Annotated in this window: 25 protein-coding genes; 9 read left to right on the forward strand and 16 right to left on the reverse strand. The window is 68.2% G+C overall.

Features of this window, described 5'->3' with window-relative positions:
- Positions 1–7: 7 nt before the first annotated feature.
- Both V5F68_RS18165 and ygfZ read right to left on the reverse strand, forming a co-directional pair.
- The gene (locus tag V5F68_RS18165; RefSeq protein WP_394015761.1) at positions 8–592 is read right to left on the reverse strand and encodes a DNA-3-methyladenine glycosylase I; all 585 of its coding nucleotides are present in this window, start codon (positions 590–592) and stop codon (positions 8–10) included.
- Complete coding sequence (gene ygfZ, locus V5F68_RS18170; protein ID WP_394015789.1) at positions 589–1,440, reverse strand: CAF17-like 4Fe-4S cluster assembly/insertion protein YgfZ; 852 nt, start codon at positions 1,438–1,440, stop codon at positions 589–591. The genes V5F68_RS18165 and ygfZ overlap by 4 nt, the downstream gene beginning before the upstream one ends.
- Positions 1,441–1,551: 111 nt before the next feature.
- On the opposite strand from ygfZ, the gene V5F68_RS18175 reads away from it, so the two are divergent.
- Positions 1,552–2,892 carry a dihydroorotase gene (locus V5F68_RS18175; protein WP_394015760.1) on the forward strand — a complete coding sequence of 447 codons (1,341 nt, stop codon included), beginning with the start codon at positions 1,552–1,554 and terminating at the stop codon, positions 2,890–2,892.
- A 271-nt stretch (positions 2,893–3,163) separates the two neighbouring features.
- On the opposite strand, the gene V5F68_RS18180 is transcribed toward V5F68_RS18175, so the two are convergent.
- The 3 genes from V5F68_RS18180 to V5F68_RS18190 all read right to left on the reverse strand — a co-directional run bounded on the left by V5F68_RS18180 (position 3,164) and on the right by V5F68_RS18190 (position 4,492).
- Positions 3,164–3,427, reverse strand: a complete 264-nt coding sequence (locus tag V5F68_RS18180; RefSeq protein WP_348844033.1) for a hypothetical protein — start codon at positions 3,425–3,427, stop codon at positions 3,164–3,166.
- A gap of 127 nt (positions 3,428–3,554) precedes the next feature.
- Positions 3,555–3,959 (reverse strand): TIGR02301 family protein, encoded by a 405-nt coding sequence (locus V5F68_RS18185; protein WP_394015759.1) that lies wholly within the window; start codon positions 3,957–3,959, stop codon positions 3,555–3,557.
- A 47-nt stretch (positions 3,960–4,006) separates the two neighbouring features.
- Positions 4,007–4,492: an NUDIX hydrolase gene (locus V5F68_RS18190; RefSeq protein WP_394015758.1), complete on the reverse strand. Its 486-nt coding sequence runs from the start codon at positions 4,490–4,492 to the stop codon at positions 4,007–4,009.
- Positions 4,493–4,553: 61 nt separating this feature from the next.
- Here V5F68_RS18190 and V5F68_RS18195 point away from each other — a divergent pair, with 61 nt between their 5' ends.
- Together V5F68_RS18195 and V5F68_RS18200 are read left to right on the forward strand one after the other, a co-directional pair.
- Positions 4,554–5,192: an HD domain-containing protein gene (locus V5F68_RS18195; protein ID WP_394015757.1), complete on the forward strand. Its 639-nt coding sequence runs from the start codon at positions 4,554–4,556 to the stop codon at positions 5,190–5,192.
- On the forward strand, positions 5,189–5,695 hold the full coding sequence (locus V5F68_RS18200; RefSeq protein ID WP_394015756.1) for a tyrosine phosphatase family protein: 507 nt from the start codon (positions 5,189–5,191) through the stop codon (positions 5,693–5,695). Before V5F68_RS18195 ends, V5F68_RS18200 begins: the two co-directional genes overlap by 4 nt.
- 142 nt (positions 5,696–5,837) lie before the next feature.
- Here the strand turns inward: V5F68_RS18200 and V5F68_RS18205 are convergent, their stop codons facing one another.
- Positions 5,838–6,767: a methyltransferase domain-containing protein gene (locus V5F68_RS18205; protein WP_394015755.1), complete on the reverse strand. Its 930-nt coding sequence runs from the start codon at positions 6,765–6,767 to the stop codon at positions 5,838–5,840.
- A gap of 90 nt (positions 6,768–6,857) precedes the next feature.
- On the opposite strand from V5F68_RS18205, the gene V5F68_RS18210 reads away from it, so the two are divergent.
- Positions 6,858–7,904 (forward strand): ligase-associated DNA damage response exonuclease, encoded by a 1,047-nt coding sequence (locus tag V5F68_RS18210; RefSeq protein ID WP_394015754.1) that lies wholly within the window; start codon positions 6,858–6,860, stop codon positions 7,902–7,904.
- Positions 7,901–9,544: a cisplatin damage response ATP-dependent DNA ligase gene (locus V5F68_RS18215; protein ID WP_394015753.1), complete on the forward strand. Its 1,644-nt coding sequence runs from the start codon at positions 7,901–7,903 to the stop codon at positions 9,542–9,544. The genes V5F68_RS18210 and V5F68_RS18215 overlap by 4 nt, the downstream gene beginning before the upstream one ends.
- A 15-nt stretch (positions 9,545–9,559) precedes the next feature.
- Here V5F68_RS18215 and V5F68_RS18220 read toward each other — a convergent pair whose 3' ends face one another.
- On the reverse strand, positions 9,560–10,237 hold the full coding sequence (locus V5F68_RS18220; protein WP_394015752.1) for a S24 family peptidase: 678 nt from the start codon (positions 10,235–10,237) through the stop codon (positions 9,560–9,562).
- Positions 10,238–10,473: 236 nt separating this feature from the next.
- Here V5F68_RS18220 and V5F68_RS18225 point away from each other — a divergent pair, with 236 nt between their 5' ends.
- A complete protein-coding gene (locus V5F68_RS18225; protein ID WP_394015751.1) occupies positions 10,474–10,836 on the forward strand; it encodes a DUF952 domain-containing protein in 363 nt (120 codons plus the stop codon).
- Here V5F68_RS18225 and V5F68_RS18230 read toward each other — a convergent pair.
- From V5F68_RS18230 to V5F68_RS18260, 7 genes are all read right to left on the reverse strand, one after another.
- A complete protein-coding gene (locus V5F68_RS18230; RefSeq protein ID WP_394015750.1) occupies positions 10,833–12,206 on the reverse strand; it encodes an MATE family efflux transporter in 1,374 nt (457 codons plus the stop codon). The two genes, V5F68_RS18225 and V5F68_RS18230, sit on opposite strands and share 4 nt — an antisense overlap.
- 37 nt (positions 12,207–12,243) lie before the next feature.
- Positions 12,244–12,519 carry a DUF6460 domain-containing protein gene (locus V5F68_RS18235; RefSeq protein WP_348844022.1) on the reverse strand — a complete coding sequence of 92 codons (276 nt, stop codon included), beginning with the start codon at positions 12,517–12,519 and terminating at the stop codon, positions 12,244–12,246.
- Positions 12,520–12,625: 106 nt separating this feature from the next.
- Complete coding sequence (locus V5F68_RS18240; RefSeq protein ID WP_394015749.1) at positions 12,626–13,261, reverse strand: peroxiredoxin; 636 nt, start codon at positions 13,259–13,261, stop codon at positions 12,626–12,628.
- Positions 13,262–13,348: 87 nt separating this feature from the next.
- Positions 13,349–14,035 (reverse strand): sulfotransferase family 2 domain-containing protein, encoded by a 687-nt coding sequence (locus V5F68_RS18245; protein ID WP_394015748.1) that lies wholly within the window; start codon positions 14,033–14,035, stop codon positions 13,349–13,351.
- Positions 14,036–14,093: 58 nt separating this feature from the next.
- A complete protein-coding gene (locus V5F68_RS18250) occupies positions 14,094–15,764 on the reverse strand; it encodes a lysine--tRNA ligase (RefSeq protein WP_394015747.1) in 1,671 nt (556 codons plus the stop codon).
- A gap of 138 nt (positions 15,765–15,902) precedes the next feature.
- The gene (locus V5F68_RS18255) at positions 15,903–16,502 is read right to left on the reverse strand and encodes a hypothetical protein (protein WP_394015746.1); all 600 of its coding nucleotides are present in this window, start codon (positions 16,500–16,502) and stop codon (positions 15,903–15,905) included.
- 273 nt (positions 16,503–16,775) lie between these two features.
- Positions 16,776–17,669: a transporter substrate-binding domain-containing protein gene (locus V5F68_RS18260; RefSeq protein WP_394015745.1), complete on the reverse strand. Its 894-nt coding sequence runs from the start codon at positions 17,667–17,669 to the stop codon at positions 16,776–16,778.
- 69 nt (positions 17,670–17,738) lie between these two features.
- Here V5F68_RS18260 and V5F68_RS18265 point away from each other — a divergent pair, with 69 nt between their 5' ends.
- Positions 17,739–19,841, forward strand: coding sequence for a glycosyltransferase (locus V5F68_RS18265; protein WP_394015744.1), 2,103 nt, complete (start codon positions 17,739–17,741; stop codon positions 19,839–19,841).
- On the opposite strand, the gene V5F68_RS18270 is transcribed toward V5F68_RS18265, so the two are convergent.
- Positions 19,792–20,388 (reverse strand): SCO family protein, encoded by a 597-nt coding sequence (locus tag V5F68_RS18270; RefSeq protein WP_394015743.1) that lies wholly within the window; start codon positions 20,386–20,388, stop codon positions 19,792–19,794. The genes V5F68_RS18265 and V5F68_RS18270 overlap by 50 nt on opposite strands.
- A gap of 224 nt (positions 20,389–20,612) precedes the next feature.
- The gene (locus tag V5F68_RS18275; protein WP_394015742.1) at positions 20,613–20,834 is read right to left on the reverse strand and encodes a hypothetical protein; all 222 of its coding nucleotides are present in this window, start codon (positions 20,832–20,834) and stop codon (positions 20,613–20,615) included.
- 298 nt (positions 20,835–21,132) lie between these two features.
- Here V5F68_RS18275 and V5F68_RS18280 point away from each other — a divergent pair, with 298 nt between their 5' ends.
- Together V5F68_RS18280 and V5F68_RS18285 are read left to right on the forward strand one after the other, a co-directional pair.
- Entirely contained in the window at positions 21,133–21,435 is a 303-nt protein-coding gene (locus V5F68_RS18280; protein WP_394015741.1) for an ACT-like domain-containing protein, read from the forward strand.
- Between the two features lie 10 nt (positions 21,436–21,445).
- On the forward strand, positions 21,446–22,384 hold the full coding sequence (locus tag V5F68_RS18285) for an AEC family transporter (protein ID WP_394015740.1): 939 nt from the start codon (positions 21,446–21,448) through the stop codon (positions 22,382–22,384).
- Positions 22,385–22,536 lie beyond the last annotated feature (152 nt).

The following is a 22,536-nucleotide window of genomic DNA, read 5'->3' on the forward strand; positions in this document are numbered from 1 at the left end:
CGCCAGGTCAGCCCGGCGCCCGGTGGCACGCCACCAGATGGTCGTTCACCAGCCCGCACGCCTGCATGGCGGCATAGACGATGGTGGGGCCGACGAATTTGAAGCCGAGCGCCTTCAATTCCTTGGAGAGCTTCACCGATTGCGGCGTCTGCGCCGGGATGTCGGCGAGCGTCTTCGGCCGGTTCATCTGCACCTCGCCGCCCACCGCGCTCCACATGAGGTCGGAGAAGGAGCGACCGCGCGCCTGCCAGTCGAGATAGGCGCGGGCGGACAGCACCGCACCCTCGATCTTGGCGCGATTGCGCACGATTCCGGCGTCCGCCATCAGCGCTTCCACCTTGGCGGAATCGTAGCGGGCGATCTGTTCCGGCTCGAAGCCGTCGAAGGCGCGGCGGAAATTGTCGCGCTTCCTCAGGATGGTGATCCAGGCAAGGCCGGCCTGGAAGCCGTCTAGCAACAGCTTTTCGAACAGGGCGCGGTCGTCCCGCTCGGGCACGCCCCATTCGGTGTCGTGATAGGCCACGTAAAGCGGATCGGTGCCGCACCAGGGGCAGCGGCACTTGCCGTCGGCATGGGGGGTAAGAAGGCTCACGCGTCCCCCATCGGGAAGGTCGCCCAATCCGGCCGGCGCAAAGTGATCTCCACCCCGCCGGCCACCAAGGGCAGGCCGGCGGCGCTGGCATCGGCCGCCCGGTCGAGCCGCACCAAGGCGATGCCCTGGCCCCGCGCAGACGAGCCGATATGGCCCACGGTCTTCTCGCCGGCGCGGATCTCCGAGCCCTCCTCGGGGGCGAATTCAAACACGGCCTGCACGGCGCGGGTGCGGGCGGTGCCGCGATGCTGCATGCGGCTCACCACTTCCTGGCCCACATAGCAGCCCTTCTTGAAATCCACCCCGCCGAGTTGGTCCATGTCGGCCTCGTGGGGGAAGGCGTCGCCATAGGCGAAGTCCATGCCGCCTTGCGGAATGCCGAGCGCGATGCGGTGGGCGTGATAAGCGCCGGCATCGCCGCCCAGCGCCTCGGCCTCGGCGCGCGGCAGCACCAGGCGCTCGCCGAGCGCAGGCAGGCGCGGGTCCGCGAAGGCCTCGGCGGAGGCGGGCACGGCCGGTGCGTCGTCGCCGAACCGTGCCGCCACCGCGAGATCCTCGTCGAGCGTGAACTCCGCCTTCGCCCGCAGCAGGTACATTTTCAGGCGCTTCAGCAGATCCTCCTTCAACGCCGCCGGCACATCCAGCAGGAAGGCGTCCGGCTCGCCCTTGGGCGCGTAGAGGAAGAAATCGGCGATGATCTTGCCTTGCGGCATGAGCAGCGCGCCGAACCGCGCGCCACCGCTCTCCAGCCCCGCGACGTTGCAGGTGATGAGATTGTGGAGGAATTTGCGGGCGTCCGGACCGCCGACGTGGATCACCGACCGGTCGGCGAGATGGGCAATCGGCATGGCCATGTCCTTGTCAGATGTTACAGACATACTTAAAGCCGCGCAGCAGCCCCCTCAAGGGTCGGCCCCGTACATTAGAGCCGGCCCCTCCAGATTAGAGCGAGCCCCCACATGGCGGATACCTTCGACTTCATCCTCAAGGGCGGCAGCGTCGTGACCCCGGCGGGCGAAGCGATGCTGGACATCGGCGTCAGCGGCGGCCGGATCGCCGCGCTCGGCAGTCTTTCTCCCCGCGCGGCGGGCGAAACCATCGACTGCGCCGGCCTGCACATCCTGCCCGGCGTCATCGATACCCAGGTGCATTTCCGCGAACCGGGCCTGGAGCAGAAGGAAGACCTGGAAACCGGCTCCCGCGCGGCGGTGATGGGCGGGGTGACCGCCGTGTTCGAGATGCCGAACACCAATCCCCAGACCACCAGCGCGGCGGCGCTGGAAGACAAGATCGCCCGCGCCCGCAACCGCATGCATTGCGATTTTGCCTTCTACGTGGGCGGCACCCACGAGAATGTGCGCGACCTGCCGGAGCTGGAGCGCCTGCCGGGCGCGGCCGGGGTGAAGGTGTTCATCGGCTCCTCCACCGGCTCGCTGCTGGTGGCGGACGATGCCGGCGTGCGCGAGATCCTGAAAGTGATCCGCCGCCGCGCCGCGTTCCATTGCGAGGACGAACCGCGCCTCAATGAGCGCAAATCCATGCGCATGGCCGGCAATCCGGCCTCGCATCCGATCTGGCGCGACGATGTCGCGGCGCTGATCGCCACCCAGCGCCTCGTGACGCTGGCGCGCGAGGTGGGCGCGCGGGTGCATGTGCTGCACGTCACCACCGCGCAGGAAATGGAATATCTCGCCGGCGCGCGCGACGTCGCCTCGGTGGAGGTGACGCCCCATCACCTCACGATGGCCGCGCCCGAATGCTACGAGCGCCTCGGCACGCTGGCGCAGATGAACCCGCCGGTGCGCGGCGCGCGCCATCGCGACGCCCTCTGGGCGGCGATCGCCGACGGCGTGGTGGACGTGCTCGGCTCCGACCACGCCCCCCACACGCTGGAAGAGAAGGCCAAGCCCTATCCCGAAAGCCCCTCGGGCATGACCGGCGTGCAGACCCTGGTGCCGCTGATGCTGGACCATGTGGCCAACGGCAAGCTCTCGCTGCAGCGCTTCGTGGACCTGTCCAGCGCCGGCCCGGCGCGGCTGTTCAACATCGCCTGCAAGGGCCGCATCGTGGTGGGCTATGACGCCGACTTCACCGTGGTGGACCTCAAGCGCCGCGCCACCATCACCAACGCCTGGATCGCCTCGCGCGCCCAATGGACGCCGTATGACGGCAAGGACGTTACCGGCTGGCCGGTGGGCACCTTCGTGCGCGGCAACAAGGTGATGTGGGAAGGCGAACTGATCGCCCCCTCGCAGGGCGCCCCGGTGCGCTTCCTGGAGACGCTGCAGCCCGGCGGGTGAGATCGCGCCACGCCGCGCCCCCTTCCCAGCCCCTCCCCCGCAAGCGGGAGAGGGTTCGCCCCACGCTTGCGGATGGAGCGCTCCTCCCTGCCCCCGCCAGATCGCCCCTCTCCCGCTTGCGGGGGAGGGCTGGGGAGGGAGCCGGAGAGCGATTGGGCTAGATTTAAGTTTTTGCGTTTACGCATTTTCTTCACGCGAAGCGGTATCCGCTTCGCTCGAAAATGCTCTAGCCGGGCAAGCGCTGCGGACTTGGGCGCGCCCCGCTCCCCGCCTACTGGCGTTGGCCGATGATGGTGTATTCGCCCTGGCGGATGCGGCCGGCGAGACCTTCCACATAGGTGGCGCAGGCTTCCTCGCCATAGACCGCGACCAGCGTGCGCAGGGCCGTGAACAGAGCCGCCTGCACCAGGCAATCCTCATCGAGCCCGTCGCGCAGGGCTTCGGTCCAGGCATCGTCCAGATAGCTGAAGGCGACGTGGCGCTCGTCCGAGCCCAGTTCGGCGATGTCCTGATGAGGAAGGGTCGTGCTGGACAAGAGAGGCCTCCGCGCCGCGCCCCCATGGCCGGGGCGGCACAAATACCTACCACGTTCCGGGGCGCCGTCGCGGAACTTCTAAACGAAAGGTTAACCGCCGCGCCGGAAGGGACAGCCTGTCCCCCGCTCAATTTCCGCCGAAGCGCACCGCGATGTCGTGGGCGAGCTTCGCGCCTTCGGTCAATTGGCGCTGCACCGCCGCCGCCGCCGCCGGGGTGCAGGCGCGATAGACCTGGGCATAGCTGGAATAGCCCTGGTTGAAGGCGGCGATCAGCTTGGACTTGCGCTCATCCGAGGGTTGCTCGGCCTCCAGCAAATCCTGCATCTGCATGCGCCAGCTCTGGCTTTCCGCGGTCATCCCGCACAAGGGGCGCAGATAATGCAGCCCGCCCAGAAGCTCGGCGAGCTTGAGCATGTCGCTCTCATAAGGCGGGGTCGAGCCGTCCGCCGCCCAAGCGGCGCCGCCCGCGCTGCCCAGCACGGCGGCCAGCAGCACAGCGACAAGGAAACGGCGAAGGGAAAGAGGCGACATGGCGCCACTCGTGCCGCGCGGCGCCCGCGCGGTCAAGATGGCCGCGCTCACGAGGCCGCGTGCGCCACGTGCGGGGGCGCGTCGTCCAACACCCCTTCGGCGGCGAGGAGCCGCGCGGCGCGATGCACGACGTCGGCAAGGCCATGGGTGGTCTCAAGGGCCGCCACCGCGTCGGGATGGAACCAGCCCACCGCCACCGCCTCGTCACTCAGCACCGGTTCCCCGGCGCGCCAGAGCGCGGCATGGGCGGCCACCACGAAATGGCTCTTCAGCGTGCCGTCCTCGGCGTGGGAGATGAAATCCAGCGCGGCCGCGAGACCGACGATCTCCGCTTCGACCTGGACTTCCTCCATCACCTCGCGCGCCGCCGCCTGCGCCAGGGTCTCGCCGGGCTCCACCCGCCCGCCGGGCAGGCTCCACAGGCCCTTGCCTGGGGCATAGCCGCGCTGGGCGAGGAGCACCAGCGGACCGCGAAACACGGCGGCGCTGGCGGCGAGGGTCGGGCGGACAGCATCGGCCATAAGGGAAACCATCGGGTTGTTCCGCGATGCGGGAAGCTTACCTTCTTGGACTCAAAGGAGCACGCGATTCGTCATGGCGGCGATTTCCACCGGCCCCGGGGCCGAGACCTTACCCAAGGCGAAGAGCACGCCGCGCGCCTGGCAGCGCATGCTCTCCGGCCGCCGGCTGGACCTGCTGAACCCTTCGCCCCTGGACATCGAGATCGAGGACATCGCCCACGGCCTTGCCCGCGTGGCGCGCTGGAACGGGCAGACGCGCGGAGCGAACATCTTTTCCGTCGCCCAGCATTCCCTGCTGACCGAAAAGCTCGCCCGCCGCGCGGTCGGCGATATTGACCTGCGCTGGCGGCGGGCGGTGCTGCTGCACGATGCCCCGGAATATGTGATCGGCGATATGATCTCGCCTTTCAAGGCCATGATCGGCGGTGATTACAAGGCGGTGGAGGCGCGCCTGCTGGCGGCCATCAGCCTGCGCTTCGGCCTGCCCGCGGCATGGCCGCAGGCGCTGACGCGGATCGTCAAGACCGCCGACCGCGCCTCCGCTTTTCTGGAAGCCACCCATCTCGCCGGCTTCGCGCCGCAGGAAGCCCGCGCCTTCTTCGGCCGGCCCATCCGCCTCGACGCGGAGGCCGAGAAGGATTATCTGACCCCTTGGCCGGCTGAAACCGCCAAAGAGCGGTTCCTCGCCCGGTTCGCGGAGCTAACGCCATGATCCATGTCTGCTCTCTCGCAAAGCTGCACGAGACGGTGGAGGCGACCGGCGCGCGCCACGTCATCACGCTGGTCGGGCGCGAGACTTTGCTGACGCGGCCCAACAATGTGGACGCCGCCAACCATTTGTTCCTCTCCATCAACGACATCGTCAGCGAAGTGGAAGGCATGGTGACGCCCGGCGAGGGCCACATGCGCGACCTGCTGGACTTCGTGCGCGCCTGGCCGCGCGAAGCGCCGCTGGTGATCCATTGCTATGCCGGGGTCTCGCGCTCCACGGCGGCGGCCTATGTGACGCTGTGCGCGCTGCTGCCCCATCGCGACGAGTTCGAGCTTGCCGTGCGCCTGCGCGCCGCCTCGCCCACGGCGACGCCCAATGCGAAGATCGTGTCGCTGGGCGATGCCGCGCTCAACCGCCACGGCCGCATGATCCGCGCAATTTCCGCCATCGGCCGCGGGCGCGACTGCATGGCCGGCGAGCCGTTCGAGCTGGCGCTGAACTGAGGTTGGTTTCCCCGCACCAGCCTTCCCTTTCCCCTCACCACCCTTCCCTTTCCCCTCACCACCCTTCCCTTTTCCCGACGGGGAGAGGGTTAGGGTGAGGGGAGGCGCGAAGAGGGGGACGGGCGCGAAGAGGGCGCGCGGCTCAGCCCAGCCGGGCCACGCACACCAGCCCCGGCACCGGAATGCCTTTTTCCGTGCGGGTCGAGACCGGTTCAAGTACCGGCGCCGCAAAGCCCGCCGCCGCGAGAGCGTCCGCCACATAGGCCCGGCCGTGGGCATAGCGCAGGGTGTCGCGCAAGATGATCCCCGCGCCGTCGTGGGTCTCGACGGTAAAGGCGAGCCAGCCGGCAGGAACCAGCGCCCGCGCCACAGCGCGGAACACGCCGTCGAGATCGGCGAGATAACACAGCGCGTCCGCCGCCAGGACGAGGTCCGCCCCACCCGGCGGCTGGTCCGCGAGGAAGGCGACCATCTCGCCGGTCTCGAGCGCGGCATACAGGCCGAGCTGCCGCGCCTTTTCGATCATGGCCGGGGAGAGATCGACGCCCACCAGCGCGTCGCACGCGGGCGCCAGGAGCGGCGCGGCGAGGCCGGTGCCGCAGCCGAGGTCCAGCGCCCGGCCGAACCGGAGCGGCGCGCCGGCGGCATGGCAGGCGGTGCGCAGCGCCGCGTCCAGCACCTCCGGCCCGCGATAGGCGAGGCCCTCGCGCAGGGCGGTATCGAAGCGCCCGGCATATTGGTCGAACAAGGTGCGCACGAAAGCCGGCGACATGGCCCCTCCCGGGCCGCGCGCGCCAAGCCGCGCCAGCCGCAGGCCGGCGCCGAGCACGTCCGCCTCGTCGCGCGCCAGGGCTTCCTCATAGGCGACGATCGCGCCGGCGGCATCGCCCGCTGCCTCGCGCGCCTCGCCCAAGAGGAACCAGGCGGCGAGGAAGTGCGGCGCCTCGTCGACGAGGTCGGCCAGCATCTCGGCGGCCACCTTCGCCTCCCCGCCGTCGAGATAGGCGCGCGCCCAATCGAGCCGGCGGTGCAGCGCCGGATCGCCGGAAAGGGGAATGGGAACGATGGACACCTTGGAAACGCACTCCCTGAACCCGATGCGCCGGAAACACAGCGCCGGCCCCTCGCGTCACCGGCGCAGGGCCCCATATAAACTGCAATCATGCGCCCCGACGAGCTTCTGCATCCCGCCCCGGGTGGACTTTATTGTCCCAAAGGGGATTTTTTCATCGATCCGACGCGCGCCGTGCCGCGCGCGCTCATCACCCACGGCCATTCCGATCACGCCCGCGCCGGCCACGGCCATGTGCTCGCCACCCGCGAGACGCTGGACCTGATGGCGATCCGCTATGGCGCCGATTTCGCCGGGGCGACCCAGGCCATCGCCTATGGGGAAAGCGTGGAGATCGACGGCGTCACCGTCACCGCCCACCCCGCCGGCCATGTGCTGGGCTCGGCGCAATTCGAACTCTCCTGGCGCGGCTGCACCATCGTCGCCTCGGGCGATTACAAGGATGCGCGCGACCCCACCTGTGCGACCTTCGAGCCCGTGCGCTGCCATGTCTTCATCTCGGAGGCGACCTTCGGCCTGCCGGTGTTCCGCCACCCCGATGCCGCCTCTGAGACCGCAAAGCTCATGAATTCGCTGCATGTGTTTCCCGAGCGGGCGCACATCGTCGGCGCCTATTCGCTCGGCAAGGCGCAGCGCGTCATGGCGCTGCTGCGCGCGGCCGGGCATGCCGCGCCGATCTACATCCACGGCGCGCTGGAGAAGATCAGCGCCTATTACCAGCAGCGCGGCATTGCGCTGGGCGACATTCGCCTGGCGAAGGAGGCGAAGAAGGCCGATTTCGCCGGTGCCGTGGTGATCGCCCCGCCCGCCTCCATCACCGACATCTGGTCGCGCAAGTTTCCCGATCCCGTCACCGCCTTCGCCTCCGGCTGGATGCGGGTGCGCGCCCGCGCCCGCCAGCGCGGCATCGAGCTGCCCTTGGTCATTTCCGACCATGCGGACTGGGACGGGCTGACCGCCGCCATTTCCGCCACCGGCTGCGAGGAAGTGTGGGTGACCCACGGCGCCGAGGATGCCCTGGTGCATTGGGCCATGACCCGGCAATTGCGCGCCAAGCCGCTTCACATGGTGGGCTATGGCGAGGAGGAAAACGAGGGGCCGCCCGAAGCGCCGCCCGCCCCGGAGGCGGCGTCATGAACCGTTTCGCCGCCTTGCTGGATCGCCTCGCCTATGAGAGCGGCCGCAATGCCAAGATCCGCCTGATGGCGGACTATTTCGCCACCACCCCGGACCCGGAGCGCGGCATCGCGCTCGCCGCGCTCACCGGCGCGCTGTCCTTCGCCAATGCCAAGCCGGGCCTCGTGCGCGCGCTCATCCAGGAGCGGGCGGACCCGGTGCTGTTCGCCATGTCCTATGATTATGTGGGCGATCTGTCCGAGACCGTCGCCCTCATGTGGCCGCTGCCCGAGGGCGCCGCGCCGCCGGACCACGCGCCTTCGCTGTCGGACATCGTCCATGGCCTCGAAACCCTGCCCAAGCGCGCCCTGCCCGGCCAACTCGCCGACTGGCTGGACGGCCTCGACGATACCGGCCGCTGGGCGCTGCTGAAGCTGATCACCGGCGCGCTGCGGGTCGGCGCCTCCGCCCGCCTCGCCAAGACCGCCGTGGCCTCGCTCGGCGGCATCGCGCCCGACGAGGTGGAGCTGGTGTGGCCGGGCCTCGCCCCGCCCTATCTCGACCTGTTCGCCTGGGTGGAGGGGCGCGCGCCGCGCCCGGAAAACCTCGATCCCGCGCCGTTCCGCCCGGTGATGCTCTCCCACGCCATCGAGGACAGCGACTTCCTCGCCCTCGATCCCTCAGCCTTCACCGCCGAATGGAAATGGGATGGCATCCGCATCCAGGCGGTGGCCGGGCGCTCGCCCGAGGGCGAGAAGATCGTGCGTCTCTACAGCCGCACCGGCGAGGACATCTCCCCCGCCTTTCCCGACCTCGTGGAAGCGCTCGATTTCGAGGGCGCCATGGACGGGGAATTGCTGGTGGTGCGCGAGGGGCGGGTGCAGTCGTTCAACGTGCTCCAGCAGCGGCTGAACCGGAAGACCGTGACGCCGAAGATGCTGCGGGATTATCCCGCCCACATGCGCGCCTATGACCTGCTGGTGGAACAGGGCGAGGACCTGCGCGAGCGCCCGTTCGCCGAGCGGCGAGCGCGGCTTTCCGCCTTGATCGCCCGCACCGCCGCGTCCCGGCTCGATCTCTCCCCCCTGGTGCCGTTCGCCACCTGGGAGGAGCTGGCGGCCGCCCGCGCGAACCCCGCCGCGGCGGGCGCGGGGGTGGATGCGGAGGCGGTGGAAGGGGTGATGCTGAAGCGCGCCGACAGCGCCTATTTGCCCGGCCGGCCGAAAGGCCCCTGGTGGAAATGGAAGCGCGATCCCCACACGGTGGATGCGGTGCTGATGTATGCCCAGCGCGGCCACGGCAAGCGCTCATCTTATTATTCCGACTACACCTTCGGCGTGTGGACAAAGGCCGAGGGGTTGGAAACCCTGGTGCCCGTGGGCAAGGCCTATTTCGGCTTCACGGACGAGGAATTGCTGGCCATCGACAAATTCGTGCGGGAGGCGACCGTCAACCGCTTCGGCCCGGTGCGCGAAGTGCTGCACGAGCCGGACGCCGGGCTGGTGCTGGAAATCGCCTTCGAGGGGCTCGCCCGTTCCACCCGCCATCGCTCGGGCATCGCCATGCGCTTTCCCCGCATCGCCCGCCTGCGCTGGGACAAGCCGCCGCGCGAGGCCGACCGGCTGGAGACGCTGGAGAAGCTGCTGGGGCCCGCGGGATAAGCCGGCGCGGCATCCCTATTGCGTCGCCCAGATGATGCGGGCGACCCAGAGCACGTCTGCGGCGGGGATCTGGCGGTCCTCATATTCGGGATTGAGGGAGCGCAGATCCACCGTGCGCGGGGTCATGCGCACCAGCTCCTTCGCCAGCACCTCGCCGTCGCGGGTCTTCACCACCACCCGGTCGCCGCGGCGCGGCTTGGCGGCCGGCGAGACGATGACGATATCGCCCTCGCGATAGAGCGGCTGCATGGAATCGCCGGAAATCTCCAGGGCATAGGCATGCTCGTCGCCCACCTCGGGAAACAGCAGCTCGTCCCATCCCCCGCCCACCGGGAAGCCGGCATCGTCGAAGAAGCCGCCCTTGCCTGCCTGGGCAAATCCGATGCGCGGAATGGTGCGGGCCAGCCGGGGCGGCGGCATGGACTCATCCGCAAGGCCGGCATGGCGGTGGAGGCCCTCGCCGTTCCCGTCCAGCAAAGCGGTGAAATCGTCGATGCTGGAGCCGGTGGCGGCGAGCACCTTGGCGAGGCTCTCGGTGGAGGGCCAGCGCGGCCGCCCGTCCGGCGTGATCCGCTTCGACCGGTTAAAGGCGGTCGAATCCAGCCCCGCCCGCTTGGCGAGGGCCGAAGCGGAAAGGCCATGCTGCGCGGCGAGGCGGTCGAGGGCGCCCCAGACTTGACCATGAGTGAGCATGCGCATCCCGTGCACGCAAAGCGATCCGCATCCGAGGCAAAAGGAGGTACCCCCTTCCACCCCGCTGGGAATCAATCTGACAGAACACTTTCGAAACCAGACTGTACGAAAAGACGTCCGAATAATAGGAAAATAAGTTCAAAAAGGACGAAAGTCCAGGAATTAAGTCCGATTCGTCCGAGGAACCGGGCGAGATCTTGGGTGGCGCGCCGACGGTCTGCGCGCTACATGGCTGCATGATCCAACGCGACCGCCTCATCTTCAAGATCTGTTCGACCACCTTGTGGACCGCGGCGGAAACCGCCGGCCGTTTCGACGGCGCGCCGGTGGACCATGCCGACGGCTACATCCATTTCTCCACCGCCACGCAGGCCCGAGAAACCGCCGCCAAGCACTTCGCGGGACAGGAGAATCTGCTCCTGGTCGCGGTCGAGACGGCGGCCCTCGGCGCAGAGCTGAAGTGGGAAGTCTCGCGCGGCGGCGCCCTGTTTCCGCATCTTTATGCCGCGCTCCCCCTCTCCGCCGTCTCCTGGGTACGCCCGCTGCCCCTCGGTGCCGACGGGAAGCATATATTCCCAGTTGAGATGTCGGGGCCTTAAGCGGAAAACGTGCGATTCAGCAGGGTCGGAAGGCGCAATGCCTGAAGCCCCCCGCGCGCGCCGAGGAACACCAGGAAGGCGAGCCAGAGCCCCTCGTTTCCAAGGTGCCGCAGCACAAAGAACGAGCCGAGATACAAAGCGAGCGAGAGCAGCATGAGGTTGCGCATGTCGCGCGACCACAAAGCGCCGATATAGACGCCGTCGAAGGCATAGGCCGCCACCCCCACCACCGGAAGAATGGCGGCGAAGATCAGGAATTCCCGCGCCGCCACCCGCACTTCGGGGCTCGTGGTCATGAGGTCGACGATCGACGGGCCGGCCGCCAGATACAGCGCGCAGGCGCACAGGGCAAAGCCGAAGCCCCAGAGCAGCACCAGCCGCACCGCCCGGCCGAACGCCGGCCGGTTGCGCGCGCCCACCGCCTGCCCGCAGATTTGCTCGGCGGCGGTCGCGAACCCGTCAAGAAAGTAGGCGGCCAGCAAAATCATGTTGTTCAGCAACGCATTGGCGGCGAGCACCACGTCGCCCGCCCGCGCACCCTGGGCCGCGAAAAAGCTGAAGCCCGCCAAAAGCGCGGCGGTGCGAATCATGATGTCGCGGTTGAGCACGAAGGTCGCCGTCAGCCGCGAGCGGTCGAACAGAATGGCCTGCGGCACGGCGAGGCGGAAATTCAGCAGGCGGGCGCAGAGCAATAGTCCCGCGAGCGCGCCAAGGGCTTCCGCGAGCAGCGTTCCCGCCGCCGAGCCTGCGACGCCCCAGCCCAACACCAGAACCAGCACCACCGTCGCCGCCATGTTCACCAGGCTGATGCCCACCTGGATCGCCAGCGCGTGGCCGGTGCGGCCGATGCCCGTGAGCCAGCCCACCAGCGCATAATTGGCGAGCGAAAACGGTGCCGCCCAGATGCGGATGTGGAAATAGGAAGCGACCGCCGCATCCACCGCAGGGCTCGCCCCGGCCAGCGCCCGCGCGCCGAGCCCGATGGGCCATTGCAGGAGAATGAGGCCGAGCCCGCAGGCGAGCGCCAGCAGCAGCGCCCGCGCCGCGACGGCCCGGGTCTCCATCGTGTCGCCCTGGCCCAGGGCCTGGGCGGCCAGGCCCACCGTGCCCATGCGCAGGAACCCGAAGCCCCAGAACAGAAAATCGAAAATCACCGCGCCGAGCGCCACCCCGCCCATGAGCGCGGCATCCCCCAGCCGGCCCACCACGGCCGTATCCACCACGCCCAGCAGCGGCGTGGTGAGGTGGGCGATGGTCATGGGCAAGGCGATCGCCAGCACCCGGCGGTGCGACACCTCCACGGGGCGCGGCCCGCCCTCGGGCCGGGGCGCGTGCGCAGGCGATGTCTCGATTTCGGCGACGGAGGTCATGAGCCGGCATCCCCCGCGCCCGGCGCGTTCGCCATGCTCAGCGGCTGCCGCGCACGAGCCGCAGGATCAGCCACAGGGGAAAGACGATGACGGCGCCGAGCAGGAAATAGCGCCACAGCCGCTCGAAGGCCTCGAAGCCGAAGGTGAAGAGATTTTCCACCAGATGCCGCAGGCTGGAGAGCAGATTGCGCGGATCGAGCCCGAGCGCGGCGAGGATCACCCCCACCACGACGGAGAGCACGATCAGCCGCACCAGCACCAAAGCGGGCGAGCCGCCGAAGAAGCGGGTCAGCTGGTTGTTTCCCTCGGCCATGGCGCACTCCCGGATCGCACAGGCGCCCATTTAGCACGCGCCGCCGAACCGCGGGAACCTGTTCCCGCGCTGTGCCGAGGGGCGGGAGCCTGTTCCCGTCCGCCGTTCAGGCGCCCGGCTGGCGAACCACCCGCAGATAGGGCTTCACGGTCTTCCAGCCTTCGGGGAACTTCTCCTTCGCCGCCGCATCCGAAACCGAGGGGACGATGATGACGTCTTCGCCCTGCTTCCAATCCACCGGGGTGGCGACCGAATGCTGGGCGGTGAGCTGCAGGGAATCCAGCACCCGCAGGATTTCCTGGAAATTGCGACCGGTACTGGCGGGATAGGTCAGGGTCAGTTTCAGCTTCTTGTCCGGCCCGATGATGAACACCGCGCGCACGGTGGCGGTGTCGCTGGCATTGGGATGGATCAGGTCGTAGAGGCCGGAGACGGTCCTGTCGCTGTCGGCGATCAGCGGGAAATTGAGCTGCGCGCCGGTGGCGTCCGCGATGTCGCTGACCCATTGCGGGTGGTTTTCCAGCGTATCGACGGAGAGGCCGATGACCTTCACGTTGCGCTTGTCGAACTCGCCCTTCAGGTGCGCCACCTGCCCAAGTTCGGTGGTGCAAACCGGGGTGAAATTCTTGGGATGGGAAAACAGGATGCCCCACGAATTGCCGAGCCACTCATGGAAGCTCACGGGGCCTTCGGTGGTCTGCGCGGTGAAATCGGGAACCACGTCTCCTAAACGAAGCGACATCACGGCTCTCCTTAAATACAAATAAAACAGGTGATTAAATTTATTGTACTTCAGTTTTAAGCGAGACGTGAAGGAGCCACAGCCGGATCAGCCTGCGGCGCGTTCGCGCAGCGTCTCGTAAAAGGCGATGTCGTCGTTCAGCAGCGCGCGCAGGCGCCTGGTCTGCTCGGCGTCGCAGGAGACTTCGTCGAGGGCGCGGGCATATTCCGGCGTGGTGTTCGTGTTGTCGCGGCCCAGCTCCAGGGTCACGCCGAGTGCTTGTTCAAGGCGCGCCACGTCCTCGGCCGCCGTCTCGTGAAAGCCGATGAAATCGAAAAACCCCATGTCCACGTCGCGGAAATAAAGGCGCGTGTAGAAATAGCGAATGGTCGGCAAATGCGCGAACTCCTCCAAGGAGAGGTTCTGTTCGTTCATGTAATCGCGCACCGGATGGGGCCCGTCCTCCCAGTGCCGCCGCCAGAAATGATAATGGGAGACGAGGCGGTTCAGCGGGTGGCGCAGGAACGTCGCACGCACCCTGGCAGGCAAGGTGAGGTATTTGTTGGGGTGGAAATGGCCATGCACCGCCCGATAGGGAAACTGCGCCCAATCCGCCGTCCGCCAGCGGGCGAAAAACCGAACCGGGTCGATATTCATGGGCGAGGCGGGATTGGCGACGCCGTCGGCATAATCGGCAAACACCGACGCCTCGCCATAGGCACGCTGCAGGGCGAGGCGCAGGGACGTGCCGGCGCATTTGGGCACATGCACCGAAACCAATTCAACGCCCGACATGTCTTCCTCCAACGCGGCGGATCTGCTGGATGAAACGCTCCGCGTTCCTGGGAAGACCTTATAGCGCCTCCGCCATCTCGCCGGCTAACGCCTTGCGGATCAGCGCGCGCGTCTCGGGAACGCCGTAGATCTCCACGAACGAGCCGAAGCGCGGGCCCTTCTCCAGGCCCAGCAGCACCTGGTAGAGCGTGTTGAACCATTGCACCGAAACGCCCGGCCGCTCCGCCGTCGCGCCCTTGGCCTTGAGATCCTGATAGCGCGGGATCGGCCGCGCCACGTCGTACAGCACGGTCTGGATATCGTCGGCGGTGGCGCCGGCGGGAAGCGCCGCGAGCGCGACGTCGAGCGCTTCCAGGGCTTCACGCTCCACCTCGTCGGGTGCGCGATACACCTTGTTCGGCTTCACGAAGCTATGGAAATACTTGACCGCATAGCCCACCAACTCGTCGAGCTTGGGATGGGTCTGGGCGGAAACGCCGGCGACATGGCGGTTCAGGAAGCCCCACAGCACCGCCGCATCCTCGGTATTGGAGGCCGAGGCGAGGTTCAGCAGCATGGTGAAGGACACCGGCATGTCGAGCGCGGGCGGCTCCCCGGAATGGATATGCCACACCGGATTGCCCAGCCGGGTCTTCCAATCCTGCGTGGGATAGCGGGCGAGGAAGCTGAAATATTCGTCCACCGCCTTCGGGATCACGTCGAAATGCAGCTTCTTGGCGGAGCGCGGCGACTGGAACATGTAAAGCGCGAGGCTCTCCGGGCTCGCATAGGTGAGCCATTCGTCGATGGTCAGGCCATTGCCCTTGGACTTGGAGATCTTCTGGCCGTTCTCGTCGAGAAACAGCTCATAGACATAATGCTCGGGCGCGGTGCCGCCGAGGATCTCGCAGATCTTGTCATAGACCGGCGCGTTGGTCTGGTGGTCCTTGCCGAACATCTCGAAATCGACGCCGAGCGCGGCCCAGCGAGCGCCGAAATCCGGCTTCCACTGCAGCTTCACATGCCCGCCGGTGACCGGGATGGTCTTGTCCACCCCGTCCTCGTCGGTGAAGGTGATGGTGCCGGCCTTCGCATCCACCGCCTTCAGCGGCACATACAGCACCCGCCCGCTGATGGGCGAAATGGGCAGGAACGGGCTGTAGGTCGCCTGCCGCTCCTCGCCGAGGGTCGGTAGCATCACCGCCATGATGGCGTCGTACTTCTCGGCCGCGCGCAGCAGCACCGCGTCCAGCTTGCCGGACTTGTAATAGTCGGTGGCGCTGGCGAATTCGTAATCGAAGCCGAACGTGTCGAGGAAGCGCCGCAGCATGGTGTTGTTGTGGTCGCCGAAGCTCGCGAAATCCCCGCCGAACGGATTGGGCACGGAGGTCAGCGGCATCTGGAGATAGGGCTCCAGCGCGGCGCGATCCGGCACGTTGTCGGGAATTTTGCGCATGCCGTCCATGTCGTCGGAAAAGCACAGCAGACGGGTCTTGATCTTGTCTTCGGTCAGCACGCGGAAGGCGTGGCGCACCATGGTGGTGCGCGCCACCTCGCCGAACGTGCCGATGTGCGGCAGGCCCGAGGGGCCGTAGCCGGTCTCGAACAGGACTTCGTCCTTGGGCTGGCGCTTCAGCCGCGCGACGATCTTGCGCGCTTCCTCGAACGGCCAGGCGGTCGCGGTCTCGGCGAACGCCCGCAATTCGGCTTCGGCGGCAAGAGGATCGGTCGTGGCGGGCGCCAGGGTCATGACGTGTCTCCGGTGGGCGCAGGGTTCGGGAAGGCGCGGACACTAGTGCGCGATGCCGCCGGAGGGAAGCGCGGATGTTCACGCATCGCCCCCGGTTTTCCATGATACCCGTCGGAGTCACCGATCAAAGGTGCCGGCTCACAGCGCCGGAATGAAATCCCCGCGCACCACCAGCAGGCGGCGCACCTGCCGCTCGCCCTCGGCGGGAGCGTTGGTGAACGCCATTACCTTCACCCCCGGCTTCAGCTCGGCTGTGGTGGCGCCGGGCTCGAAGCGCACCAGCGAGGTCTCCGGCGTCACCAGAACCTTCTTCTCGCCGTTTCCGTACTTGAGCGTGAGCATCTCGCCGTCCTTGGCGGTCACCTCCTGCGTGACGGCGGCGTTGGTCATGGTGCTGCCGGGACGATCCCAGGGCCGCGAGCCTTCGCCGGTGCCGCGCTGGTCAGGCGGGAAGACATGAATCGAGACGGCATGATCCACGCCGTCCGAACCGGGCACGGAAACGACGCCCACATAGGTGTCGGGCTTGATGTCCGCGAGCGAGATCTTGTTGACCCCGGTCAGCAAGGTGGTGTCGGCGAGGGTGACCTTGGTCGCACCCTCCTTGGTGTCCAGCGTGAGATCCCGGCCCTCGACGGCGAGGATCGTGCCCCGCACGATCGCAGGCGGTTGCTGGGCGAGGGCGGGGCTGGCGAGAAGGGCAAAAGCGAGGGCGAAGCCCTGAAGGCGTTGAAACATGAAGGTCTCCATGACCCATGAACACAGCGCCGCGCATGTGAGGCCCGTTCCGCGTCCGAGGCCAGACACGCTCGCGTCATCAGCTGGCCGCCGAGCTTGGGCGCGGCGGCGCGAAAACTTTCAGGCAGAGAGGCTAAATGCTTGAAACGGAACTATGTTTTCGGCTCCTGCACGCCGTCCGGACCGCTTCGGGATCAGGTCGCACTTTTCCGGGATGGGGGCTCCGAAACCGCCGCTCCGCCGGAGGACTACGCCACAGGGCGCGGTCGGCGCTCAATAGAGGCCCACCGGGAACCAGCGCAGGTACAGGTCGGTATAAACGCCCTTTTCCCAGAGCCGCTGGAGCGCATAGTCGATGGCCCGGCGCACCTGGTCGTTGCCGGGCTTCACCGCCACGGCCAGCCCGTCGCCGAAATAGCGGCTCTCGGTGAACGGGCCGCCGGTGAAGGCGCAGCAGCCTTGCGAGGACGAGCCGTTCAGCCATAGGGCGAGGCCGATGGCGTCGCCGAACAGCAGGTCCACCTTGCCGGTGCGCAACGCCTCGCGCGCGGCCTGGGCGTCGGGATAGGGGCGGATCGCGGCCTCGTTGAAGAAAGCGCGCAGATAGGCCTCGTGCGCGGTGCCGGCGACCACGGCCACGCTCTTGTTGGCCACCTGCTCCGGCGGCGCCTCGGAGAGGCCCTGGCCCTTGCGGGAGACGAAGCGGGCCGGCGTGCCGAGATAGCGCTCGGTGAAATCCGCGCGCTGGCGACTGGTGGCGTTCGCGGCGATGCCGGCGATGGCGGCATCGGCCTTGCTCTGGTCGAGACTGTCCAGCAGCGTGTCGAACGGCACCGCCTGAATGGTGCAGGAAATGGCAAGCTCCGCGCAGATGGCGCGCGCCAGGTCCACATGAAACCCCATCAGCGCCCCGTCGGAGGACAGGAAATTGAACGGCGGATAATCGTCCGTGGTCAGGAAGCGCAGATTGCTCGGCAGGCGTGTGGCGTCCGGCCGCTCTACCCTGCGCTCGGGATTCCAGAAGCTCGGCACCAGGGCCGTCGCGCGTGCGGGGGCGGCTGCATTCTGCGCGCGCACGGGCGTCACGGACCACAAAAGGGCCGCGCAAAGCAGTGCGAGGACTAAAATATCGCAGGTTGCGGTGACTGGCCCTTGCTTCAGTTTCATCGTACCGTTCTGCTCAGTTGCAGGGGGCTGCGGGGGGAACTCTGGGTGGGCAAGGACGCGCGGAGCCACATGGCCCGGGCGCATGATACGCATGCGCATGACGGATTTGCGCCGGGATGGACGCGGACGCAAGAGGGCGACCGGCAATGGCCGGAAGACGCCACGATCGACGCGGCCGCCGACGCCGACGCGGCAGCGCCATTTGAACCCGGGCCCGCCCGTCCCCCTCTCCCGCCGGGCACGCACGGGCCGGACACGCGCACAGGTGCTGCCTCCGGCGATCTGCGCCTGCCGCCCGAACTCGCCGCATTGCGCGGCCTGCTGCCCGACGCCACCCTTGCCGCCGCGCTCGCCCGGGCTCGCCATCTGGGTGTCGGCGGCGACGAGGTGCTGATCGCCGCCGGCCTGATCGATCCCGATGCCGCGAGCGCCGCCCTGGCAGACCATCTCGGCTTGCCGCGCGCGACATTGCCGCGACGCCTGCCGCTCGATGCGGACGGCGTGCGCGGCGCCCTGCGCACCGGCATGCTGGCGCAAGCGGACCCCGCGCGGGGCGCCGTCTTCACCCTGTGCCCGCGCGGACACGGGGCCCGCCGGCTGGCGCGGGCCATGGCGCAGGACCCCGGCCTTGCGGGCCGCACCTCCATTCTCGCGCCGGAGCGCCTGCGCGCCCATCTGGCGCGATACGCCGGCCCGGCGCTGACACGGCAGGCCGCCTTCGATCTGCGCCGCCGCATGCCGGAGTTTTCCGCCGCATTGCTCTCGCCGGTCCGCATTCTGGCGGGGCCGCTGCTGCTGGCGGCGGCTCTGCTCGCGACCGGCTTCCTCGCCACGCCGCAGACGACCTTCCTGATCGTGCAGGGGATGCTGTCGGTCATGTTCCTCGGCGCGATCGCCCTGCGCCTCGCGGCCTGCTTCATCACGCCGGAGCCCGACAGCCCCTGCCGGCTCGGCGACCACCATCTGCCGATCTATACGGTGATGGTGCCGCTCTACCGGGAAGCGGCGGTGCTGCCGCGCCTCCTCGCCGCCCTGACGGCGCTCGACTATCCGCCCGAGAAGCTGGACATCAAGCTGGTGGTGGAGGAGGACGACCGGCAGACCCGCGAAGCCCTCAGGCGCCTGGCGCTGCCGGCCCGGTTCGAGATCATCCCGGTCCCCGCCATCGGCCCGCGCACCAAGCCCAAGGCGCTGAACGCCGCCCTGCCGTTCGCGCGCGGCCAATTCCTGGTGGTTTACGATGCCGAGGATATCCCCGAACCGGGGCAATTGCGGGCCGCCCTTGCCGCGTTCCAGAAAGGCGGGCCCCGTCTCGCCTGCGTCCAGGCGCGCCTCGCCATCGATAATGGCGGCGACAGCTGGATCAGCCGGCAATTCGCGCTGGAATATGCCGTCCAGTTCGACGTCGTCCTCCCCGCCGTGGCGACGTTCGGCCTGCCGATGCCGCTCGGCGGCACCTCGAACCATTTTCGCCGCAGCGTGCTGGAAGGGGTCGGGGCCTGGGACCCCTATAATGTGACCGAGGATGCCGATCTCGGCCTGCGCCTCGCGCGCAAGGGCTGGCGTACGGAGGTGATCGCCTCCACCACCCATGAGGAGGCGCCGGTGCACCTGCGCCCCTGGCTGCGCCAGCGCACGCGGTGGATGAAGGGCTGGGCGCAGACCTTGCTCGTCCACGGGCGCGATCCACGCCGCCTGGTGCGCGAGCTCGGCGCGGGGCAGGCCGTGGGCGCGACCCTCCTGGTCGCCTTCCCGTTCGTCGCCGCGCTGCTGCACCCGCTGTGCGTGGCCGTGCTGTGCTGGGACATGGCGCGCGGCGCCCTGGGCGCGAGCGTCTCCGACCTGGCGGAACTGCTGATTTCCTCGCTCAGCTACACCAACCTCGCCTTCGGCTATGGTGGGGCGGCCGTCCTCGCCCTCTGCGGAGCCCGTCGGCGCGGCCTGCTCTCCAGCGCTTTCGTGCTGCCCACGCTGACGCTCTATTGGCTGCTGCTGTCGCTCGCGACGCTTTTGGCGATGGTGGAACTCATCCGCGCGCCGCACCGCTGGAACAAGACGGAGCACGGCGTCGCCGCGCGCACACGCGCCCGGTCCGCTCCGGCGTCAGCGGGCGGTCACAGGGTCAGAGAAGACGCCGCAGGTCGGCCGCCGCCTCGGCCGGCGACCGCTTGAGATTGAACGGCGCGACGAACGCCCCGCTCTTGTCCATCAGATAGACCACGGCCGTATGGTCCATGGTGTAGTCGCCGCCATCCAGCGGCACTTTCTTGGAATAGACGCGATAGCCGCGCTTCACCGCATCCACCTGCTCGGGCGTGCCGGTGAGGCCCTTCAGCTGCGGAGAGAAGCTGGAGAGGTAGGATTTCATCACCTCAGGCGAATCCCGCTCCGGGTCCACGGTGATGAAGAAGGCCTGCAGCTTGCCCGCATCCGGGCCGAGCGCGCCGAACACCTCGGACATCTCGAACAGCGCGGTTGGGCACACGTCCGGGCAATGGGTGAAACCGAAGAAAATCAGCGAAGGCTTGCCCTTCAGCACGTCCTGCGTCACCGCCGCGCCGTTCTGGTCGACGAGCTGGAACGGGCCGCCGATGGTCGCCACGGCGGCCACCGGATTTTGCTGCCGCGCCGGCAGCAAGGCGGTGGTCACGGCGACCAGGATCGCTGCGCCCGCGAGGAAGCTCGCGAACAGGACGAAGATCTTGGTGCGCGGGGACATGGATACCTCGTTTCAGGCCCGGCGCGCGGCAGCGGGCAAGGCCGGTGCGCCCGAGCGGAAAGCGCCGGGCGCGGTTTGATCGAGCCCGGCGTGATTAGGCGCGCGCACGCCGGCCGTCCATCGGACCGATGGGCGCAGCATCGCCATGTGCGACGTGCGCAGACGGCGGGACGACGCCGGCCGCCTGTCGCCGCGCCGGGCATCGACGCCCGGTCGGCACCGGATCACAGGCATGTGGCAAAGCCGCTGGCGAGGGTGTCGAAAAAGACCGTCGGCCCGTGCACGACCCAGAGCAGGCCGGCCCCGGCAAGCAATGCCACCAGGACGAGGACCAGGGCCGCGAGCACCAAAGGCTGCCGGCCCGAGGGACGCACCGCGAGCGCGGGCGCGACACGGGTCGCGGCCATCCACTCGCCGCCGCTTGCCCCCTCGCTCGCTCTCGTCATGGCGCGATACCGTCCCTGTCCCGGCATGGCTACCGGAGCCAGATAAGCCTACAGCGCAGACGGCTCCGCGCCAAGGCAAGCAATGTCAAAGGTTTGTGTGTCCATGCCCGTGCGCGAGCGCGCCTTCATCCACCGTTGACGCCCCGCACAGGCCCGCCTAGTTTGGCCCCATGTCTTTTACGGAGAGCAAGAACCGGCCCGCCGGTGCGGCGATGCTGCGAATTCTCCGCCCGGTCGATCTCATCGGCCGGGCACGATAACGCGCATCCTGCTTCTTCCTTCTTCGGAATCGACTTCCATGACCTCCCTTTGCTGCGCGCCGGCCGGCGACGCGACGTATCGCCTCGTTCTCGAGGCCGAACCCGAGTCCAACGTGCTCCTGCGCCTCCTCGAACCCTTCGTCATCCACGACGTGCTGCCCGATCATCTCGATGTGGCGCGCCAGGAGGACTGCATCAGCGTGGAATTGCTGTTCCGCGCGCCGGAGGCCATCGCTGAACGGCTCGAGGCGCGCATGCAGGCCATGGTGGGCGTGCGCGACGCGGTGTGCGAGCGCGCCGTGCCCCTCGCCCAGCGGCGCGCCGCCGGCGTGGCAGCCTGACGGACGGCTCATGGGCAGCATCATCGCGGACATCGCCATCGTCATCCTGCCGGTGTTCGGCATCGTGGCGATGGGCTTCCTGGCCGCGAAGACCCGCCTGATTTCGGACAAGGCCTCCGACGGCCTCGCCGAATATGTGTTCGGGCTGTCCGTGCCGATCCTGATCTTCAAGACGCTGAGCGAATCCAAGATGCCGGATGCTCAGCCCTGGGGCTATTGGATCGCCTATTTCACCGGCGCCTTCATCGCCTTCGGCATCGCCATGGCGGTGGCGCGCTATGTGTTCCACCGCAGCCATACGGAAGCGGTGATCCACGGCTTCTCCGCCGGGCAGGCCAATACGGTCTTCCTCGGCGTGCCGCTGATTCTGAAGGCCTATGGCGAGGAAGGCGCGGTGCCGCTGTTCCTGCTCATCGCCATCCATCTGCCCATCATGCTGGTGGCGGCGACCGTGCTGGTGGAAGGCGGCTCCGGCCTCTCCTGGGCCACCGGCAAGCGCCTGGTGCGCACGCTTGCCTTCAATCCCATCCTGATCGGCATCTATGCCGGCGGGCTCGGGCGGGTGCTGGGCATCCAGACCACGGGCGTCATCAAGCAGATCCTCGATCTGGTGGCGGCCTCGGCCTCGCCGTGCGCCCTGATTTCGCTCGGGCTGGCGCTGAACCGCTATGGCATTTCCGGCGATATCGGGCCGAGCACCTTCATCTCCTTCATGAAGCTGATCGTCCATCCGCTGCTGGTCTATCTGCTCACCCTGGTGCTGCCCATGCCGCCGGTGTGGGCCGGGGTGGCGGTGTTGTTCGCCGCCATGCCGTGCGGCATCAATGCCTATCTGCTGGCGCAGCGCTACGGGGTGGGCGTGCACACCAGTTCGAGCGCCGTTTCGCTCTCCACCGTGCTCGGCCTGTTCACCATCGCCTTGTGGCTCTACGTCCTCGGCGTCGGCTGAGGGACGCGGCGCCGGGGTGACGCGGCGTGCGAGGTCCGTCGGGAGCGCGGGCTTGGGACGCGGGCTTGGGACGCGGGCTTGGGTTTGGGCGCGGGATCGGCCGCTCGGCCACCGCGCCGAAATTCGTGCGGGAAGCTTCGCCCGAAATCGCG

It is taken from the genome of Roseixanthobacter pseudopolyaromaticivorans (assembly GCF_043195145.2).
Classification (GTDB): Bacteria; Pseudomonadota; Alphaproteobacteria; order Rhizobiales; family Xanthobacteraceae; genus NCEH01.

Bases quoted from the DNA above. Each gene is read 5' to 3' on its own strand.
- V5F68_RS18270 (WP_394015743.1), bottom strand. From the start codon at position 20,388: ATGTCCCCGCGCACCAAGATCTTCGTCCTGTTCGCGAGCTTCCTCGCG.
- V5F68_RS18210 (WP_394015754.1), top strand. From the start codon at position 6,858: ATGCGCCCCGACGAGCTTCTGCATCCCGCCCCGGGTGGACTTTATTGT.
- V5F68_RS18215 (WP_394015753.1), top strand. From the start codon at position 7,901: ATGAACCGTTTCGCCGCCTTGCTGGATCGCCTCGCCTATGAGAGCGGC.
- V5F68_RS18245 (WP_394015748.1), bottom strand. From the start codon at position 14,035: ATGTCGGGCGTTGAATTGGTTTCGGTGCATGTGCCCAAATGCGCCGGC.
- V5F68_RS18200 (WP_394015756.1), top strand. From the start codon at position 5,189: ATGATCCATGTCTGCTCTCTCGCAAAGCTGCACGAGACGGTGGAGGCG.
- V5F68_RS18175 (WP_394015760.1), top strand. From the start codon at position 1,552: ATGGCGGATACCTTCGACTTCATCCTCAAGGGCGGCAGCGTCGTGACC.
- V5F68_RS18225 (WP_394015751.1), top strand. From the start codon at position 10,474: ATGATCCAACGCGACCGCCTCATCTTCAAGATCTGTTCGACCACCTTG.
- V5F68_RS18265 (WP_394015744.1), top strand. From the start codon at position 17,739: ATGGCCCGGGCGCATGATACGCATGCGCATGACGGATTTGCGCCGGGA.
- V5F68_RS18260 (WP_394015745.1), bottom strand. From the start codon at position 17,669: ATGAAACTGAAGCAAGGGCCAGTCACCGCAACCTGCGATATTTTAGTC.
- V5F68_RS18185 (WP_394015759.1), bottom strand. From the start codon at position 3,959: ATGTCGCCTCTTTCCCTTCGCCGTTTCCTTGTCGCTGTGCTGCTGGCC.
- V5F68_RS18255 (WP_394015746.1), bottom strand. From the start codon at position 16,502: ATGTTTCAACGCCTTCAGGGCTTCGCCCTCGCTTTTGCCCTTCTCGCC.
- V5F68_RS18195 (WP_394015757.1), top strand. From the start codon at position 4,554: ATGGCGGCGATTTCCACCGGCCCCGGGGCCGAGACCTTACCCAAGGCG.
- V5F68_RS18240 (WP_394015749.1), bottom strand. From the start codon at position 13,261: ATGTCGCTTCGTTTAGGAGACGTGGTTCCCGATTTCACCGCGCAGACC.
- V5F68_RS18250 (WP_394015747.1), bottom strand. From the start codon at position 15,764: ATGACCCTGGCGCCCGCCACGACCGATCCTCTTGCCGCCGAAGCCGAA.
- V5F68_RS18220 (WP_394015752.1), bottom strand. From the start codon at position 10,237: ATGCTCACTCATGGTCAAGTCTGGGGCGCCCTCGACCGCCTCGCCGCG.
- V5F68_RS18285 (WP_394015740.1), top strand. From the start codon at position 21,446: ATGGGCAGCATCATCGCGGACATCGCCATCGTCATCCTGCCGGTGTTC.
- V5F68_RS18190 (WP_394015758.1), bottom strand. From the start codon at position 4,492: ATGGTTTCCCTTATGGCCGATGCTGTCCGCCCGACCCTCGCCGCCAGC.
- ygfZ (WP_394015789.1), bottom strand. From the start codon at position 1,440: ATGCCGATTGCCCATCTCGCCGACCGGTCGGTGATCCACGTCGGCGGT.
- V5F68_RS18235 (WP_348844022.1), bottom strand. From the start codon at position 12,519: ATGGCCGAGGGAAACAACCAGCTGACCCGCTTCTTCGGCGGCTCGCCC.
- V5F68_RS18230 (WP_394015750.1), bottom strand. From the start codon at position 12,206: ATGACCTCCGTCGCCGAAATCGAGACATCGCCTGCGCACGCGCCCCGG.
- V5F68_RS18280 (WP_394015741.1), top strand. From the start codon at position 21,133: ATGACCTCCCTTTGCTGCGCGCCGGCCGGCGACGCGACGTATCGCCTC.
- V5F68_RS18275 (WP_394015742.1), bottom strand. From the start codon at position 20,834: ATGACGAGAGCGAGCGAGGGGGCAAGCGGCGGCGAGTGGATGGCCGCG.